This is a genomic window from Agrobacterium sp. MS2, from assembly GCF_003261015.1.
GTDB classification, from domain to species: Bacteria; Pseudomonadota; Alphaproteobacteria; order Rhizobiales; family Rhizobiaceae; genus Agrobacterium; species Agrobacterium pusense.
Genome location: NZ_QLNF01000013.1, coordinates 1 through 16375, shown reverse-complemented (window position 1 = coordinate 16375; position 16375 = coordinate 1). Strand labels below are relative to the sequence as shown.

The window sequence follows — 16375 nt, the reverse complement described above, 5'->3', positions numbered from 1 at the left end:
AAAAGGCCGTCGTGGAAGATTTCTCGTCCTATTTTCAGGATGCGGATATCGCCATTCCCGCCAAAGACGCCCCCGTCCTGCCGCGTGCCGATAACGATCCCTTCGGCGATCAGGCGCAGGCGAAGGACAACAGGGAGCGTACGCCCTGGGATGATCTGGACGAGCTGATCGGTTACGACGGCGCGTCGTCCACCACCCGCCAGTCTTCGGATGAAACGCCCGGCCTCGGCGCCGCTGCGGCAACGCCTGCCTACATGGTCAAGAAGAAGCCGCGCCGCAACTATGCCTCCGTGGTGCTGGCACTTGTGGGCGTGGCGCTGCTTGCCGGCGGTGGTTATGCCTTCTGGCTGAACCGCGATGCGCTGAACGACATGGTCGGCGGGCTGGTCAATTCTGCCCAGAACGGTGGTACCCAGACATCTTCGCCGGAGACGGCGCAGACGCAGCCCACCACACCGCCCGCGACCCAGCAACCGCCTGCGGCCGGCCAGCAGCAACCGACGGCCACACCAAACAATCACCCGAACCAGTCGCATGGCGATGATGGTTCGGTTACCGGCACAAAGTTCACCCAGCGGCTTCTGGCTGATGGCACCGAGCGTGACGAGGGCCAGGCGCCGGGCGCGAACGGCCAGCCCGTCACGGCGGAAGGTCAGTCGGTCTACGAGCAGAATGTTGCGCCCCCGCCGGCAGGCGAAAGCCCGGCCGGCAATACAGGTGCACCTGCCGGCACACCGGCTGGCGCACCTGCCGGCCAGCAACCTGCCGCCGCGGCTTCCGGCGACCGCATGTTCCTTTATGAGGAAGTGCTGGGCCAGACGGTTCCGACCGCCATTCAGGGCAGCGTGTCCTGGTCGCTGCAGCAGGAAAATGATGCCGAAGGCAAGCCTTCGCCTACCGTGCAGGGGCAGATTACCGTTCCCGGCCGTGGCCTCAGCGCGCTGATCACCTTCAAGCGCAACACCGATCCGTCGCTGCCGGCGAGCCATCTGATCGAAATCGTCTTCTCGGTTTCGCCCGGCTTTGAAGGCGGCGCGATCGACAGCGTCCAGCGTATTGCGATGAAGAGCACTGAGCAGGATCGCGGCAACGCGCTGATCGCGGTTCCGGCCAAAATCACCGACGATTTCCACATGATCGCGCTCAACGACTTCCCGGATGCGATGAAGACCAATCTGGAGCTTCTGAAGAGCCGCAACTGGATCGATATTCCGGTGTCCTACCGCAATGGCCGCCGTGCGCTGCTGACCCTGCAAAAGGGCAATGACGGCATCGCCGCTTTCGACAAGGCGCTCAGCGAATGGGCGGCATCAGCGCCGGCGACGGGCGGTCAATAAGGATTGAAAGGGCGGCTCAGGCCGCCCTTTTCTTTACATGGCTACGGCGGTGTCTTTGCTGTGTCAGGTGATGGATTTCGGGGATGTTGGTGGGTGCGGCTCACCCCCCTCTGCCCTGCCGGGCATCTCCCCCACAAGGAGGGAGATCGATATGCCGCGAGGGTCTCGACCAACTCAACGGTCGAGGATGAAGCGGCGGTAGCGCGTCTTGCCGATCTCCCCACCTGTGGGGGAGATGTCCGGCAGGGCAGAGGGGGTAAGCGGCATCCTCTGAAGCATCGATATTTTTCCTACCGGTTTTCCTGCAGCACACTCGCGGGTCTCAGGGGCAGACCATTTCCTATCGCCCGCCTTTTACCAACAAAAAATCCCCGGCCGAAGGCCGAGGATGATTCATGGTCAGCGCATTGGCGTCATGAGCGGGCTGTCTTACGCATCCACCACGCGCAGGGCGCGCGCCGCTTCCAGCGCTTCCTTCTGCACCGCTTCCTGCACCTTCTCAAAGGCACGGACTTCGATCTGGCGCACGCGCTCGCGGCTGATGTCGAACTCGGACGAGAGTTCTTCCAGCGTCACCGGCTCCTCGGCAAGTCTGCGGGCCTCGAAGATGCGGCGTTCGCGGTCGTTCAGCACGCCCATGGCTTTCGCCAGCATGCGGCGGCGGGTTTCCAGTTCGTCCTGCTCGATCAGCACGTCTTCCTGGCTGTCATGGTCGTCCACCAGCCAGTCCTGCCATTGGCCGGACTCGCCTTCGGACGCCTTGATCGGCGCATTCAGCGATGCGTCGCCATGCAGGCGGCGGTTCATCGAGATGACTTCTTCTTCCGACACCTGCAGCTTCGTCGCGATTTCCTTGACATGCTCCGGCTTCAGGTCGCCATCGTCGATGGCCTGGATGCGGCCCTTCAGACGGCGCAGGTTGAAGAACAGACGCTTCTGGTTGGCAGTTGTGCCCATCTTCACCAGCGACCACGAGCGCAGGATATATTCCTGGATCGAGGCCTTGATCCACCACATTGCATAGGTGGCCAGACGGAATCCGCGTTCCGGATCGAATTTCTTCACCGCCTGCATCAGGCCGACATTGCCTTCGGAAACGACTTCGCCGATCGGCAGGCCGTAACCACGATAGCCCATGGCGATCTTGGCCACGAGACGCAGATGGCTGGTGACGAGCTTGTGCGCGGCGTCGCGATCGCCATGCTCGGCATAACGCTTGCCAAGCATGTACTCTTCCTGCGGCTCCAGCATCGGGAATTTGCGGATTTCGTCGAGATATCTATTGAGACCGGCTTCGCCGGCTGTAATCGTAGGCAAACTATTGCGGGCCATAAAGCACCCCCTTATCTATGGTCTGGAACGGCACCCTCTTTGATCGGCGAATAACCCGCCGGAGGCGCGCCGTAAGCTGCGGGTCGTTACCGACCCCGCACGAACCCATGTGACAGATATGTACGCTCACGCCGCGTTTCAAGCGAACGCTGCGTTCACACATGCGTTATGTCGAGGCGACCCCTTCTTTGACCTGTTTAACTTTCGAGCGGTAAATTCGTTCCGAAAAACCGCCAAGGCCGGAGCGTACCATCAACTCGTACATCACCCGTCGGCGCATCGGATTGTGCAGACGCACCACCTTCGCGCCGAGGAACTGCGTCTCGACATGGGCAAGCGCCTGCAGGTCCGGATCGATGGCAATGGCCTGCGCATAGATTGAGTGAAATTCGCGATGGCACACATAGGTCTTGTATTTCGTCATGCCGAAGCAGACGAGGCTGTGGCCGTGGGTGCGCAGGAAATCGGCGACACCCACCGTCACTTCCGGCCAGGCGGGGTTGAAGGTGTCATCGAAAACGATGATGCCGTGCGGCGCGATCACCTCCATGGCCAGTTTCGCATCGGCCAGCACGTGATGCAGGTGATGGCCACCATCAATACTGAAAAAGCGTGCCGGACCGATGCGGGACGTGATGTCGTCTGGTGTCAGCCGCGTGCTGTCACCCTTGATGATAAGGTCCCGATCCATTGTGAAACCCAGCCGGCGGCCGTTTTCCATCAGGCGTTCATACTGGTCGAGGCTGCCGTCTTGCGGCGGGTCCAGATCGAAAAGATCGACGCCCAGCACCTTTTCCTGGCTCTGCGCGAATTTGCGCAGCAGGAAATAGGAGCGACCGTAATAGACGCCGATTTCCGCGATGCCGCCACTAAGGGCGCTTTTCGTCTGCGCCTGCAGAAGTGCCTTGAAGACGAGCGCATCCGGCGGGTCGATGTAACCTTCGACGCTGCGCAGCTCCTGGAATATAAACCGGCGGTCTTTAATCGTCATGCGCACGCGATCCCGTCATCGTGCCGGCTCCGTTCAAGGCAGTTCGAACGTGCGGCGGTTCAAGGCTTTGCGAGGCAAAGGAGGTGCGAGGATTAAAGCGAAATTGGGGCGGTCTATGAAGAGGACCGTTGGCAGAATATCGCGTTCCGCTAATCTTTTTTTGTTATCCGAAGCTTCCGGCGAAATGTGCGGCGCAGTTTTTTGGAACTGCGCCAGGCGTTTTCAGGCACGCAATGCGGCGACCAAGGCTTCCATGTCTTCTGGAAGCTCGGTTTCGAACTCCATCACCTCGCCGGTGCGGGGGTGTTCGAAAGCGAGCAGATAGGCATGAAGTGCCTGGCGCGGAAAGCGCCCGACGATGCCCTTTGCCGGTTCTTCCAGAAGGTTCGCCTTGGTACGGAAGGCCGCGCCATATTCGGGATCGCCGATCAGCGGATGGCCGATATGGGCCATGTGCACGCGGATCTGGTGGGTGCGGCCCGTTTCGAGACGGCATTCCACCATCGAGGCGAGACAGGTGGCGTCCGGCCGCTCGTGATAACGCTCGACTACCTCGTAATGGGTGATTGCCTCGCGGGCATCATCCGAATCCTCGTGCTTGACGGCGCGTTTGGTGCGGTCGACGCTGCGGCCGAGCGCTGCGTCGATGGTGCCACGCAGTGTGCGCGGGCGGCCCCAGACGATGGCCTTGTAGGCGCGTTCCAGCGGCCCGGTGCGGCCATGGTCGGCAAATTGTGCGGCCAGATGCCGGTGGGCGTTGTCGTTCTTCGCAACGACCATGACACCTGACGTTTCCTTGTCCAGCCGGTGTACGATGCCCGGGCGCTTGACGCCGCCAATGCCGGAGAGGCTGTCGCCGCAATGATGAATGAGGGCGTTGACCAGCGTTCCCGTCCAGTTGCCGGCGCCGGGATGCACGACGAGGCCGGCGGGCTTGACGAGCACGATCAGGTCTTCATCCTCATATTCCACGTTGAGGGGAATGTCCTCGCCCTTGGGTTCCGGGTCTTCCGGCTCGGGCATGACGATCTCGATACGGTCGCCGGGATGCACCTTCTTTTTCGGCTCGGTCACCGGCTTGCCGTTGAGGGAAACCGCGCCCTGTTCGATCAGCGCCTTCAGGCGGCTGCGGGAGAAGTCGCTGCCCACTTCGCCCGCCAGCCAGGAATCGAGGCGGCCTTCGGCGTCTTCCCCGGCAATCAGGACTTTCCTTGCGTCTCCGCCTTGTTTAAAGGGGTCGTTCATTCTTATTTTTCCGATCCATCAGCATTTCAGGGAACCCGATGACGCAGATCGAGCAAGACGAACAGGAAGACAAGCCGCTTGATCCGGCCATGGAAAAAGTTCGCCGCAAGATGATCCGTTTGCAGATCGTGTCGGGCTCCGTGATGTTTATCAGCCTTATGGCTGTCTTCGGTGCGGTTGTCTACAAGGCGATGGGGCCGTCGAAGGCCGTTCAGACGCAGACGGAAGCGCCGAACCTCGCCGTTCCCACTGGTAGTGGCCCGATGGCCGTCACCGCCAGCCTGCCGCAGGGCTTCACGATCGACAATGTCAGCTATTCCGGCGGTGACATGCTGTTTTACGGCCGGCTGGCCAACGGCACGCGCAAGGCGCTGGTCTTCAACGTCGCCAGCGGCCGGTTCCTGGCCGACGTGACTGTTGATGGCCAGTGAGGTCAATAACCTGCTGGATGGCCGGGCGCTGATTCCGGTCGATGACCCGGCCGATCCGCGCATTGCCGCCTTTCGCGATATTCGCGAGCGTGATCTCACCGGCCGGCAGGGGCGTTTCATCGCCGAAGGTACGGTGGTGCTGCGCATGCTGGCCGCCGCCCACAAGGCGGGTGGGGCCTTTGCTGCGGAGAGCATCCTGATCCTGCGCAACCGGCTTTCCGGCGTTGCGGATATTCTTTCCGATTTCCCCGAAGATGTGCCCGTTTATGTGGCCGAAGCGCCGGTGCTGGATGGTATCGTCGGTTTCCACCTGCATCGCGGCATTCTGGCGCTCGGGCGGCGGGTGCGCGATGATGGCCTGGAAGAGATGACGGCAGCACTTCCCGCGTCCTCCCTGGTGCTCGTTGGCTGCGGCATTTCCAACCACGATAATCTCGGCGCGATGTTTCGCAACGCCGCAGCCTTTTATGCCGATGCGGTGCTGCTGGACGAGACGTGCTGTGACCCGCTCTATCGCAAGGCGCTGCGGGTTTCCGTGGGGTCGGTGCTGTCGGTCCCCTATCATCGCGGCGGCGGGGCAGTGGAGATGCTGGAGCGGCTCGCGGCAGCCGGTTTTGCGATCTGGAGCCTTTCGCCCGGTGGCGAGACCGAAATCCGCGATATTCCCCGCGCTGAACGCATGGCGCTCGTCATCGGCACGGAAGGCGAGGGGTTGCCGCAATCGGTGCTGTCGCGGTTTCATACGGCGCGGATTGCGCAGTCGCCGCAGCTGGATAGCTTGAATGCGGGGACGGCTTCCGGGCTGGCGCTTTATCAGATGGCGGGGGTGATCGGGCGGGTGTGAGGAGTGCTTAACGCCATCTTTGCGGATGAAGTTTACGCTTGCCTTGGTGGGTGGGGTTTACCCCCCTCTGTCCTGCCGGACATCTCCCCCACAAGGAGGGAGATCGGCAAGATGCGCTATCGCCACTTCATTCTCTAACGTTGATATCGGCAAAACCTTGCCGCATATCGATCTCCCCACCTGTGGGGGAGATGCCCGGCAGGGCAGAGGGGGGTGAAGCGGCATACACAGAGTACCTAACGCTTCCGCTTCTCCATCACCACCTTCGCCCGCTTCGCAAGGCTCTCCCGCCCCGATGAACCAGACGCCTTGGCCAGCAGCCCCGGAATAGGCGATGCCTCACCCTCCTGCGCGGCTGTCAGCGCGATCATCTCGGCGGCGATCCTCGCGATTTCGCGGCGGATGGGCTCGTCATTGCCGGTGCCGCGTACATTCAACAGGCGCTCAGTGAGCGCTGTGCCCTGATTGCGGATATCCTCGATTTCCTGTTCCAGACCTTCCGGAGCCGATGCGCCCGGCTCCTCCTGCGGGAAGGCGGGGGCGGCATCCTCTGGGGCTGCCGTCTGTTGTGCGTCCGTCTCGATGGCGGGCGCGGTTTCGAGTGTGGCGGCATGGGCCGGCGCTGCGGCTTGCTGCCGCTCAACCGGCTTTTCGGCGGGAACGGCGGGATTCGGCAGGCGGATGATCATGTCGTTGCTGCGGCCGCCGGTTGCGGCCAACTGTTCCTTGAGGCGCGCGACCTCCTGGTTGCGCAGGGTCAGCATCGTGTCGAGGTCGGCGTTTTTGGCGATGGTGCTGGCCAGTTGCTCCTCAAGCCTCGTTACCTTGCGGCTTTCGCGCGCCACGGCTTCCATCGCTTCCCGGTTGCGGCTGGCGATATCCTGAAGCTCGCGGGTGACGGTCTCGCCTTCCTTTCGGAAGCGTGTGGCGCTTTGTTTGGCCTGTTCGGCTTCGAGATCGCGGGTGGCGGCGAGGATTTTCGAATCATCAAGTTCGCGCGTCAGGTTGGTGAGGCGGGCGGTGAGATCGGACATCTGGCTGGCGCGCTCATTGGCAGCCTGCTCCTGCTGCAGGAGGTTGGCCTGGATGATGCCGGCGCGCTCTTCGCTGGCGTCAAGTGCGGCGCGCAATTCGCCGATCTCCAGCGTCAGCTCTTCGATCTTCAGGGAAAAGCTGCGGTTCTGCTCGCCGAGGCGATAGGCATCGCTGGAAGCGGCCTCGTTGGCGAGGCGGAGCGAGGTGTTCTTTTCCCGCTCCGTTTCCAGTTCCTGGCGGACCTTGGCGTTTTCGGCGGCGTAGAGCGCGCGCGCCATGTCCTTCTGGGCGCGGACTTCCTGCGGGCTGATGGGCATTGTCGCGCGTATGCGGTTTTCCGTATAAGCGACGATGCGGCGGTGGATCGCAGGTGCGATCAACAGGGCCAGCAGGGTTGCGGTGAGAAAACCCAATCCGAAGAGAATGGCATATTCGATCACGCTTTACAGTCTCCGAAACTCAGATACGCGCGCATTCGGAAAGAGGGGCGCGAAAACACGTTACGCTATTATTGCAACCGTGGGGAGGGGTTTCCCTTTGGCAATTCGTGGGCGGGACCTTGCCGCTTGTTTCTTCTCCCCGAGGGGGAGAAGTCCGCGGCAGCGGTATGAGGGGGCGAGGGTTACGAGATACGGCAGGGTTGCCCGCTCATCCGACCCTTCGGGCCACCTTCTCCCCCGCGGGGAGAAGAAATCCGCCGCACCGTCTCGTCCTATCAACCCGTCTTATCAGAAGGGGTTCCAGGTCGGCTGCTGGGTGAGCTTCAGGTAACCGACATTGATGCCGAGGCGTGCGCCGATGCCGGTGCGGATGGGGGCGAGCGTGACTTCGCTGCTTTTCAGATAGGTCATGCCGACGCCGGCGACGATGAAAGCGGAGCCGCTGACGCCGCCGTAACGGCGATAGAGCGAATCAACCGAGGGCAGATTGTAGACCAGCATCATGGCGCGGGTGCCCTGGCCGCCGTAATCGAGGCCGAGCGACGGTCCCTGCCAGAAGACGGGGTGCTGGCCGGCATTCTTGGTGTAAAGCGTGCCCTCGCCATAGGTGAGGCCGGCAACGAAGGCGCCGGAGCCCTCCTGGCCGAGAATGTAACCGTTCGGAAGACCGTATTGCTGGAAGGCGCGCTCCACCACCTTGGCAAGGCCGCCGGTGGTTTCGCCGAAGAATCCGTGGCCTGCATCCACGACTTCCTGGAAAGAATATTGATCGCTGTTCTGGGCCGCGGCCGGTGCGACCCATATCAGCAGGCTCGCGAGGAGCGCGACGATCTTTCCCAGTCCGAGGCGTGCAATGGTGCGGGTTTTCTTAAGGCGCATCGTCATGTCCGTCCGTCTGTTTCGTTAGCGCGTCGGTTCGAAAATCCGAATCGGTTTTTCGAAAGGGCCGACGCGCAGAGTCAAAGTTCTACAGCATGTTTCGCGCATCCTGATGGATACACGGGGCTCCAGTGTGGCCTGTTAAGGCATTTGGCATTTTGAAACCATCCTATTAACAATCGGTTTACCAAATATGGTGTCATTATGGCTTAACAATTTCCACACCGTCCGCGCCTCCCTTGCGCAGGAGAGAATTTTATGACCAGCAAACTCAATATCACGCTGTCCGGTCCCGATCTGGCGGCCCTTCTGTGCAGCCGTGTGTGCCATGATGTGATTTCTCCTGTCGGCGCCATCAATAACGGCCTCGAACTGCTGGACGAGGGCGGCACGGATGACGATGCGCTCGATCTCATCCGCACGTCAGCCCTTAACGCATCCGTGCGGCTGAAGTTCGCCCGCCTTGCTTTCGGTGCTTCCGGTTCCGCCGGCGCGTCCATCGATACCGGCGAGGCCGAAAAGGCCGCCAAGGATTTTGCAGAGGCCGAAAAGAAGGCGGAAGTCAGCTGGAACGGCCCGCGCGCCATCGTTGCCAAGAACCGCGTCAAGCTTCTGCTCAACCTCTTCCTCGTGGCCTATGGCGCGATACCGCGCGGTGGCAATGTGGATGTGCTGCTTGAAAACCCCGATGGCGACGCCAAGTTCGAAATCACCGTCAAGGGCCGGATGATGCGCGTGCCGGGCAAGTTCGTGGAAATCTACGAGGGCAGGCTGGAAGAGGCGGTCGACGCCCATTCCGTTCAGCCCTATTACACGCTGCTTCTGGCCGAGGAGGCCAATATGACGGTGGAATACAAGGTGCATGACGATCGTATCGTCTTCACGGCAAAGACGATCGCGGCGTGATCGTTTCAATGCGACAGTGATGCCATCAGGGGTCGGGCCGGTTTTGCCAGCGCCCGGCCCTTTTTCGTTTCCAGGGGAGGTCTCATGATTCGTGTCGAAACCGCGCGTCTTTGTCTTCGGCCGCACGCCATCGAGGACGAAGCGCGTTATTGCGCTTTCTGGAGCGCGGCCGTTCAACCCATTCCGGGGGTGAACTCAATAGCGCCGCTCGATCCCGAACTCGCTTTCGCGCGGCTTTTGCGTTTCATCGGCCATTGGTCCGTCTTCGGTTTCGGGCCTTTCGTGGTCGAGGAACTGTCCACGGGACGAATCGTTGGCGAGGTGGGTCTCGCCCATATGCGCCGCGGACATGGCGCGGATTTCGACACCGCACCGGAGGCCATGTGGAAGATCGACAGGGATTTGACGGGCAAGGGCGTGGCAAGCGAAGCCGTGCAGGCCGCGCTTGGCTGGTTCGACACGCAGGGCATATCGAACCGGATCGTGTGCATGATCGATCCGCTCAACGTACCCTCCCTCGCAATCGCCACCCGCTTCGGCTTCCGCCCTTTCCGGGAGACGACCTTCCGGGAAAGCCCCGTGCGGCTTTTCGAGCGGATCAGGACACCCTAACTCCACGACGTCCAAAGCACGGACAAAGGGCTTTGACTCATGGTAGTGGAGGCAACCGCCGAGAGCGGCTGGCACGACTACTTCGATACGGTGAATTCGGGCGGGGAGGGTGTCGGCATGACAGGCCATCTCCAGCAGCTTGCAGCGATCTGATCCGTCACGTGAACCTGGCCGTTGCCGCGACGGCCTCGATCACGATCGAGCACGACGACGAGCGCGTTCAAGGTCTCTATAGCAATCGGATAAGCCAATCTTTTCTCCGTCCAGACCAACGGAGAGACAAACATGCGCATACTGACACTAGCTGCAATGCTCCTTTTCGCGCTGACCGCAAGCGTGACCGCCAAAGAGGCCATAGGTTTCAAACAGATTGAGTTGCCGGCTGATCAAGGCGGAAAAACTCTCGCAGTTTCAATGTGGTATCCAACCACGTCTTCCGGGAAAGCGGAGACTGTCGGCGAGAACGCCATATTTTTCGGGCTTGATGTTCTCCGGGACGCCTCCCGTGCCCCGGGTTCTCACCCGCTTGTGCTGCTGTCTCATGGTTACGGCGGCAGCTGGCGCAACCTCAACTGGCTTGCGGGTGAACTGGTGCATGATGGTTATGTCGTCGCCGCACCCGATCATGCTGGCGAAGATTTCGAGGCGCAGAAGGGAAACGAGGTGGTGGCACTTTGGGAAAGGCCACGCGCCATCAGTACGGTCCTGACAGCGCTCCTCAAAGATGAGGCGCTTGCCGGGCTCATCGACAATCGGCGCATCGCAGTCATCGGCCATTCGCTTGGCGGCTGGACCGCGATGGAACTCGCAGGCGCAAGATATAGTGCCGATCTGGCTCTTGAAGGTTGCGATGTGACGCCGCTGCCGCCGCAATGCAAAGCCAACCGGCTCTTAAGCAAGGTGGGAATTATTGATGATGGAAAGGCCGATCCGCGCCTCTCAATGAGCAGGTATGATAACCGTATTCGCGCTGTCGTTTCGCTTGATCTGGGCCCGGCGGCGGGCTTTCTGCCTGAGACGTTGCGACAGGTGGACGTTCCGGTTCTGGTGATGGCCGCTGGCGTGGAAACGCCGGAGATTGCGGCGATCAAAGCCGATTCAGACCGTGTCGCCGCTCTTCTGCCAAAGGTGACGACCACCTATCATGTGATACCGGACGCCACCCATTTGAGTTTCATGCAGATATGCAAGGAAGATGGCGAAAAACGCCTGCTGGAAGAATCGCCCGATGAAGCATTCATATGCCGCAGCGGTGGCGGAAGAGACAGGACGGCACTGCATCAGGAGATCCGTGGTGCAGTCACGACCTTTCTGCGTGACGCTTTAAAATAAAGACGGGCCGCTTAAATGCGGCTCTATCGATCACGTCCTTGCATGCCGATCCCTTCGCACATCATGGCGATAGACCAGATCGGACGGCAGCGGGCGCGGCGCGACAGGGTCGAGCAGCCCGCCGATTCGCTCCGCAACAGCGGCGGATTGGCGGTTTCCTGCGCCGACATAGCTGACGAGGGTTGGAAGCTTCAGCGTATCGAAGGCCCAGTCCCGCAGCGCCGTTGCGGCTTCCGCAGCATAACCCCTGCCTTCATGACCGTCGTAAAGCAGCCAGCCCAGTTCCTTCTCGGGATAGAGGGGGCCGTGATTGATGCCGACCTGACCGATGCATTCGCCGCTCTCGGCGAGATCGATCATCAGCGCGCCGTGACCGAAGAACGACCACAATGCCCTGTCCTGACAGAACATGGCCCATGCGGCGGCGAGATCATGCGGTCCGGCGACGCCGGTGGAGCGCGGTGACGCCATGAAATCACGATAGGCCGAGAAATCGTCCAGTCGCGGTGGGCGAAGGTTAAGGCGATTTGTCACGAGGGTGGGGATTGTGTCCGTCATTTATTGTCCTCTCGCGCCTCCGCCTGAGCGGGACGCCGTTGCCGACCTGCCGCGACCCGCAGTCAACAAAAAACCCGCCGTTTCCAGCGGGTCTTTTAAAACAGCCCTGTTCGAGCAGGAATCAGGCGGTTTCGAGATATTCCGTCGAGCCATCCGGCTCGCGCAGAACATAACCGCGGCCCCAGACGGTTTCGATGTAGTTCGCGCCGCCGGCGGCGTTTGCCAGCTTCTTGCGCAGCTTGCAGATGAAGACGTCGATGATCTTCAGTTCCGGCTCGTCCATGCCGCCATAAAGGTGGTTCAGGAACATTTCCTTGGTCAGCGTCGTGCCCTTGCGCAGCGAAAGCAGCTCAAGCATCTGATATTCCTTGCCGGTCAGGTGAACGCGCTGGCCGCCCACTTCAACCGTCTTGGCATCGAGATTGACGATCAGCTCGCCGGTGGAGATGACCGACTGCGCATGGCCCTTGGAACGGCGGACGATTGCGTGAATGCGGGCAACAAGCTCGTCCTTGTGGAACGGCTTCGTCATGTAATCGTCTGCGCCAAAGCCGAGGCCGCGAACCTTGTCCTCAATGCCGGCCATGCCGGACAGGATGAGGATCGGCGTCTTGACCTTGGAAAGCCGAAGCGTTCTCAGCACCTCGTAACCCGACATGTCGGGGAGGTTAAGGTCGAGAAGAATAATGTCGTAGTCGTAAAGCTTGCCAAGGTCCACGCCTTCCTCACCGAGGTCGGTCGTGTAAACGTTAAAGCTTTCCGACTTCAGCATCAGTTCAATGCTCTGCGCTGTCGCGCTGTCGTCTTCAATCAGTAGAACCCGCATAATTATCCCCTTTGCCGCCCGCGAACCGGTAAAACATTGCCTCGCGCGATGCGGATCCAGACGTTGCCTGATTTGCAGGCTGCCACCAAATGGTTAACAAATTCTAATTGCCTTTGGCAAGGTGTATCGAATTTATTAAGCAAACTAGGCATTTCGCTGTTTTTGCACGTGAATCCACCATCGCCAAAATTGAAGCTTAACGTGAGGATTTCCCGCTAAGTGATTCAATCGACTCTTACATCGTCTGGCCCATTTTTTTGGACCTGGCATTTACCGACCCTTAAATGATCGTGTTTATCATTAACGATGCCCGTAAACGAAAGGTTAACGGCGGCGGTTTTTTATTAACGCCGGGTAACTTTCGGGAATCATTCCGGCACAACGGGTTAACCCGGCCGGTTGAAAGGGCGGGTTAAACGGGCCGGTCGAGGGGGCATAGTGCCCTTTTTGATCCGGGTCTCGCTATCCATGGAGTATTGCGTATGAAGTCGCGTGACAGCCTGGTTCGCCTGAAGGAATTTCAGGTCAATGAAAAACGCAGGCAGCTTAACCAGCTGCAGCAGATGATGTCCGAATTCGAGCGGATGGCAAAGGAACTGGTGCATCAGATCTCTCTGGAAGAGAGCAAGTCGGGCATTACCGATCCGACGCATTTCGCCTATCCGACCTTCGCCAAGGCCGCGCGCCAGCGGGCGGATAATCTTCAGGTTTCCATCCGGGAACTGAAGGCCCAGCAGGAGGCCGCCGAGGCATCGCTGGAAGAGGTGCAGGCCGAATATGAAAAGGCCGCCGCACTGGAAAACCGCGACGGAGCCATCCGCGCCCGCGCCTGACAGGTGGCGCAGAACTGACGAACCTCGTCCTCATTGACGGCTGCCGGTGGATCAGGAGGCGGCTTTCAATGACGGGACGACATGCTTTTTTTCGAAAGGCCGCTCCATCAGGGCGGCCTTTTGTCTTGATGCTTCGCCAGCGCGCCACGACGGGGCGGCCGCCCCGATTTCGATTGTCCGGACATGCGGAAAGGCGTATTTTACAGGGGTTCCGACCGTGAGCCGGAGGCTTTTACGCGCACGCACCCGTGCGGGTGCGGGCGGCCATTGCAGGGAGGAAAAAATGGCCCGCCAATATATCGATTGCCGTGAATTTCCCAGTGACAGCAGATGCACCGTTGCCATTTCGGCCGATTCCCAGGAGGAGCTGATGGAGGCGGCCGTGCAGCATGCCGTGGCCGTGCACGGCGCAAAGGATACGCTCGAATTCCGGGAAGAGGTCCGCCGGAGCATGCATGCCGGGACCCCGCCTTTGAAGGTGGCGTGACACGCATTTATGAAATGACGCGATATTTGGAACGGCTGTGAGCGATTAAGCGTAAGCCGCTTGTTTTTTCTCCCCGCCGGGGAAAAGTCCGCGGCAGGCGCAGCCCCCTCATCCGACCCTTCGGGCCACCTTCTCCCCGGCGGGGAGAAGAAGTATGCAGCGACGCTTGCGACTTCTGCCCTCAGACAGATGATAAAGCGCGCTTAGCCCTGGATAACATCGGCCCAGTCTGGATGGCGCAGGGTCTGGGCCTTGAAGAAGGGGCAGAGCGGAATGATCTTCCAGCCGCCCTTGCGGGCTTCATCGATGGCGTGGGCGGCAAGTGCCTGGCCGACGCCTTTGCCGCGAAGCGCATCGGGCACGCCGGTATGATCGATGATAATGAGGGAAGGGGAGGTGCGGGAATAGGTCATTTCCGCCGTATGGCCGTCGACGGTTGCGAGATATTCGCCGCGCGATCCGGTTTCGGTTGTCTTGATATCCATTATCTCTGCCTTCCCATTGCTGTTCGTATCTCCACTGTAGCGGCTTGCGCCCGAATTGAAACAGCGGGATAGCGAACGCAGCGGACACAAACCGGTGACAATCTCTCACCGTCAGCAGGCATGGTTCTGAATGAAAAATCCGAAATCAAACCGAAAGCCCCGTCGATAAACTGACGGGGCGTTTTGAAAATCCGGCGTTGGGCGCCTTTGGCGCGCCGGCGCACTTTCTCAGTGGCGGTATTGCTGAATGCGCGTGGTGCGCAGGCCGGCAAGGCCATGATCGGCAATCGAGGACTGCCAGGACAGGAATTCTTCAACGGTGAGCGTATAACGCTCGCAGGCCTCTTCGAGGCTCAACAGTCCACCGCGCACGGCGGCAACAACCTCTGCCTTTCTGCGAATGACCCAGCGCCGGGTATTGGCAGGCGGAAGATCCGCAATCGTCAGAGGGCTGCCATCGGGGCCGATGACATATTTAACTCGTGGGCGTATCATTTCGGTCATTGGACACTCTATACAAACTCAAGACCATATGACGGGAACTTTAGCCCCGTACCTTTAAAAATTGCCTAAGCAGCTCGTGACAATTTATTAAGAATTTGAACGGTTTCGCCTGATTTGTTCGAGTCGCCTTATTTTGTCGGGGAAAAATTTTTCCAAAAATCGCAATTTTTCTCTCTCATCGGTTGTCCAGATCAGATCCACGCAAGCGAAAGGCAGGTTTTGCCGTTGCCCTGGGTCAATTCCACCGTTCCCTCATGGTGCAGCCGCAGGCGGTCGCCGGCATCGAGGCGAAGGAAGGCGGTTGCCGACTGCGACGCGCCTGAGTCTGACACATTGCCCGCGATGTCGAAATCGGCCGCCGTGCCGTTGATCAACAGCGTGACCCGGTGGCCGGAAGACGAGACCACAGCAAGCGTCAATATGGCCAGATAGAGGCCTTTCGCTGGCACCACCAGGTCGCGCCCACCATCACTTGCCGCATCACCGAGCGCAAAGCCGCCCTCAGCGAGGGAGAGCACGGAAAAACCGGCGGCAGAGCCATTGGCCGGCTTCGTCGTGCCCGCCGGCAGGCCAGCGACGGCGAGCGGGCGGTTGGGCATCGAGACGCGACCATCGCCGCTGCAGACTATGGCGGTGTGCCATGAGGCGCCGTCCGTGCTGGCCTTGATCGAAAACCCGTCATTCCCCGCCAGGCCCATCTCTGCGCGGCCGCTCCAGCCGGATTGGAACAGCAATGAGGCTGTATCGGCCCGGCCCGCCTTGTTGATCGTCATGCGGTGGCTGCCGTCATCCTGCGCGTGGGTGAAAAGGCTGGCGGGGGAGGCGAGCGCCAGCCGGTTGACGGCGTCGGCCTCCGTGCCGATTCCCATGCTTTCCAGCCGGCCGGTGGCCGGCAGTGGCAGGTCACGCCAGCCGCCGTCGCGCAGGACGCGATATCTGCTTTCGGCCGCAAACCATGCCGTCCAGCCGGGCTGCGGTGTGATCGAGAGCCACGCGCCATCCTGCCGGAAGGCGAGCCTGCCGCCCTTGCCGGCCCAATCGCCGGTAGCGTCGGCGGAGAGGAGGAAACAATCTCCCTCGGCGGCGTTTTCGGGCGGTGCGGCAACCACAGCCTTGACGACCAGCTGCACGATCGCGTCGAGCCGTTGCAGCGCCTCGTTGTGGGTGACGTGTTTCTGCGCCTGCGAGGGGAGGATATAGGGAAGCTGAAGTCTCGCCGTCTGTTCGGTCATGATGTGCCTTCCGCGCTGCGGTGTTTCGTTGCGGGGGCATTGTGAGGTGGTGGCGTGGGGTGGGGA

General features: G+C 60.6%; 18 protein-coding genes and 1 pseudogene. 9 read left to right on the top strand and 10 right to left on the bottom strand.

Features of this window, described 5'->3' with window-relative positions:
- Nucleotides 1-1337: pseudogene (locus DOU54_RS27955) on the top strand (hypothetical protein); the annotation flags it as partial.
- Nucleotides 1338-1766: 429 nt separating this feature from the next.
- Here DOU54_RS27955 and rpoH read toward each other — a convergent pair.
- From rpoH to DOU54_RS07590, 3 genes are all read right to left on the bottom strand, one after another.
- The gene (gene rpoH, locus DOU54_RS07600) at nt 1767-2669 is read right to left on the bottom strand and encodes an RNA polymerase sigma factor RpoH (RefSeq protein ID WP_004443393.1); all 903 of its coding nucleotides are present in this window, start codon (nt 2667-2669) and stop codon (nt 1767-1769) included.
- 166 nt (nt 2670-2835) lie between these two features.
- Nucleotides 2836-3660: a class I SAM-dependent methyltransferase gene (locus DOU54_RS07595; protein ID WP_022556821.1), complete on the bottom strand. Its 825-nt coding sequence runs from the start codon at nt 3658-3660 to the stop codon at nt 2836-2838.
- Between the two features lie 222 nt (nt 3661-3882).
- A complete protein-coding gene (locus DOU54_RS07590; protein WP_113380773.1) occupies nt 3883-4905 on the bottom strand; it encodes an RluA family pseudouridine synthase in 1023 nt (340 codons plus the stop codon).
- A gap of 38 nt (nt 4906-4943) precedes the next feature.
- Here DOU54_RS07590 and DOU54_RS07585 point away from each other — a divergent pair, with 38 nt between their 5' ends.
- Both DOU54_RS07585 and DOU54_RS07580 read left to right on the top strand, forming a co-directional pair.
- A complete protein-coding gene (locus DOU54_RS07585; RefSeq protein ID WP_004443384.1) occupies nt 4944-5336 on the top strand; it encodes a hypothetical protein in 393 nt (130 codons plus the stop codon).
- Nucleotides 5326-6180, top strand: a complete 855-nt coding sequence (locus DOU54_RS07580) for a TrmH family RNA methyltransferase (protein WP_035211701.1) — start codon at nt 5326-5328, stop codon at nt 6178-6180. The genes DOU54_RS07585 and DOU54_RS07580 overlap by 11 nt, the downstream gene beginning before the upstream one ends.
- Before the next feature lie 236 nt (nt 6181-6416).
- On the opposite strand, the gene DOU54_RS07570 is transcribed toward DOU54_RS07580, so the two are convergent.
- Both DOU54_RS07570 and DOU54_RS07565 read right to left on the bottom strand, forming a co-directional pair.
- On the bottom strand, nt 6417-7655 hold the full coding sequence (locus DOU54_RS07570; RefSeq protein WP_113380771.1) for a coiled-coil domain-containing protein: 1239 nt from the start codon (nt 7653-7655) through the stop codon (nt 6417-6419).
- Nucleotides 7656-7943: 288 nt separating this feature from the next.
- Nucleotides 7944-8540, bottom strand: coding sequence for a DUF1134 domain-containing protein (locus DOU54_RS07565; protein ID WP_004443378.1), 597 nt, complete (start codon nt 8538-8540; stop codon nt 7944-7946).
- A gap of 252 nt (nt 8541-8792) precedes the next feature.
- Between DOU54_RS07565 and chpT the strand changes: the two genes are divergently transcribed.
- The 4 genes from chpT to DOU54_RS07550 all read left to right on the top strand — a co-directional run bounded on the left by chpT (nt 8793) and on the right by DOU54_RS07550 (nt 11384).
- Nucleotides 8793-9440, top strand: a complete 648-nt coding sequence (chpT, locus tag DOU54_RS07560) for a histidine phosphotransferase ChpT (RefSeq protein ID WP_004443377.1) — start codon at nt 8793-8795, stop codon at nt 9438-9440.
- An 84-nt stretch (nt 9441-9524) separates the two neighbouring features.
- The gene (locus tag DOU54_RS07555; RefSeq protein ID WP_006700334.1) at nt 9525-10052 is read left to right on the top strand and encodes a GNAT family N-acetyltransferase; all 528 of its coding nucleotides are present in this window, start codon (nt 9525-9527) and stop codon (nt 10050-10052) included.
- Nucleotides 10053-10091: 39 nt separating this feature from the next.
- On the top strand, nt 10092-10205 hold the full coding sequence (locus tag DOU54_RS28390; protein WP_353505547.1) for a DUF6616 family protein: 114 nt from the start codon (nt 10092-10094) through the stop codon (nt 10203-10205).
- 132 nt (nt 10206-10337) lie between these two features.
- Nucleotides 10338-11384, top strand: coding sequence for an alpha/beta hydrolase family protein (locus tag DOU54_RS07550; RefSeq protein WP_113380770.1), 1047 nt, complete (start codon nt 10338-10340; stop codon nt 11382-11384).
- Between the two features lie 30 nt (nt 11385-11414).
- Here the strand turns inward: DOU54_RS07550 and DOU54_RS07545 are convergent, their stop codons facing one another.
- Entirely contained in the window at nt 11415-11942 is a 528-nt protein-coding gene (locus tag DOU54_RS07545; RefSeq protein WP_113380769.1) for a GNAT family N-acetyltransferase, read from the bottom strand.
- A 121-nt stretch (nt 11943-12063) separates the two neighbouring features.
- Entirely contained in the window at nt 12064-12768 is a 705-nt protein-coding gene (gene ctrA, locus DOU54_RS07540; protein ID WP_004443365.1) for a response regulator transcription factor CtrA, read from the bottom strand.
- A 482-nt stretch (nt 12769-13250) separates the two neighbouring features.
- Here ctrA and DOU54_RS07535 point away from each other — a divergent pair, with 482 nt between their 5' ends.
- Nucleotides 13251-13601: a flagellar export protein FliJ gene (locus DOU54_RS07535; RefSeq protein ID WP_003491821.1), complete on the top strand. Its 351-nt coding sequence runs from the start codon at nt 13251-13253 to the stop codon at nt 13599-13601.
- 283 nt (nt 13602-13884) lie between these two features.
- On the top strand, nt 13885-14088 hold the full coding sequence (locus DOU54_RS07530) for a DUF1059 domain-containing protein (RefSeq protein WP_004443364.1): 204 nt from the start codon (nt 13885-13887) through the stop codon (nt 14086-14088).
- A 203-nt stretch (nt 14089-14291) separates the two neighbouring features.
- Here the strand turns inward: DOU54_RS07530 and DOU54_RS07525 are convergent, their stop codons facing one another.
- The 3 genes from DOU54_RS07525 to DOU54_RS07515 all read right to left on the bottom strand — a co-directional run bounded on the left by DOU54_RS07525 (nt 14292) and on the right by DOU54_RS07515 (nt 16309).
- Entirely contained in the window at nt 14292-14573 is a 282-nt protein-coding gene (locus DOU54_RS07525; protein WP_004443362.1) for a GNAT family N-acetyltransferase, read from the bottom strand.
- 228 nt (nt 14574-14801) lie between these two features.
- Nucleotides 14802-15077 carry a CtrA inhibitor SciP gene (gene sciP, locus DOU54_RS07520; protein WP_003491799.1) on the bottom strand — a complete coding sequence of 92 codons (276 nt, stop codon included), beginning with the start codon at nt 15075-15077 and terminating at the stop codon, nt 14802-14804.
- Between the two features lie 191 nt (nt 15078-15268).
- A complete protein-coding gene (locus DOU54_RS07515) occupies nt 15269-16309 on the bottom strand; it encodes a DUF2793 domain-containing protein (RefSeq protein ID WP_113380768.1) in 1041 nt (346 codons plus the stop codon).
- Between the last annotated feature and the right edge of the window lie 66 nt (nt 16310-16375).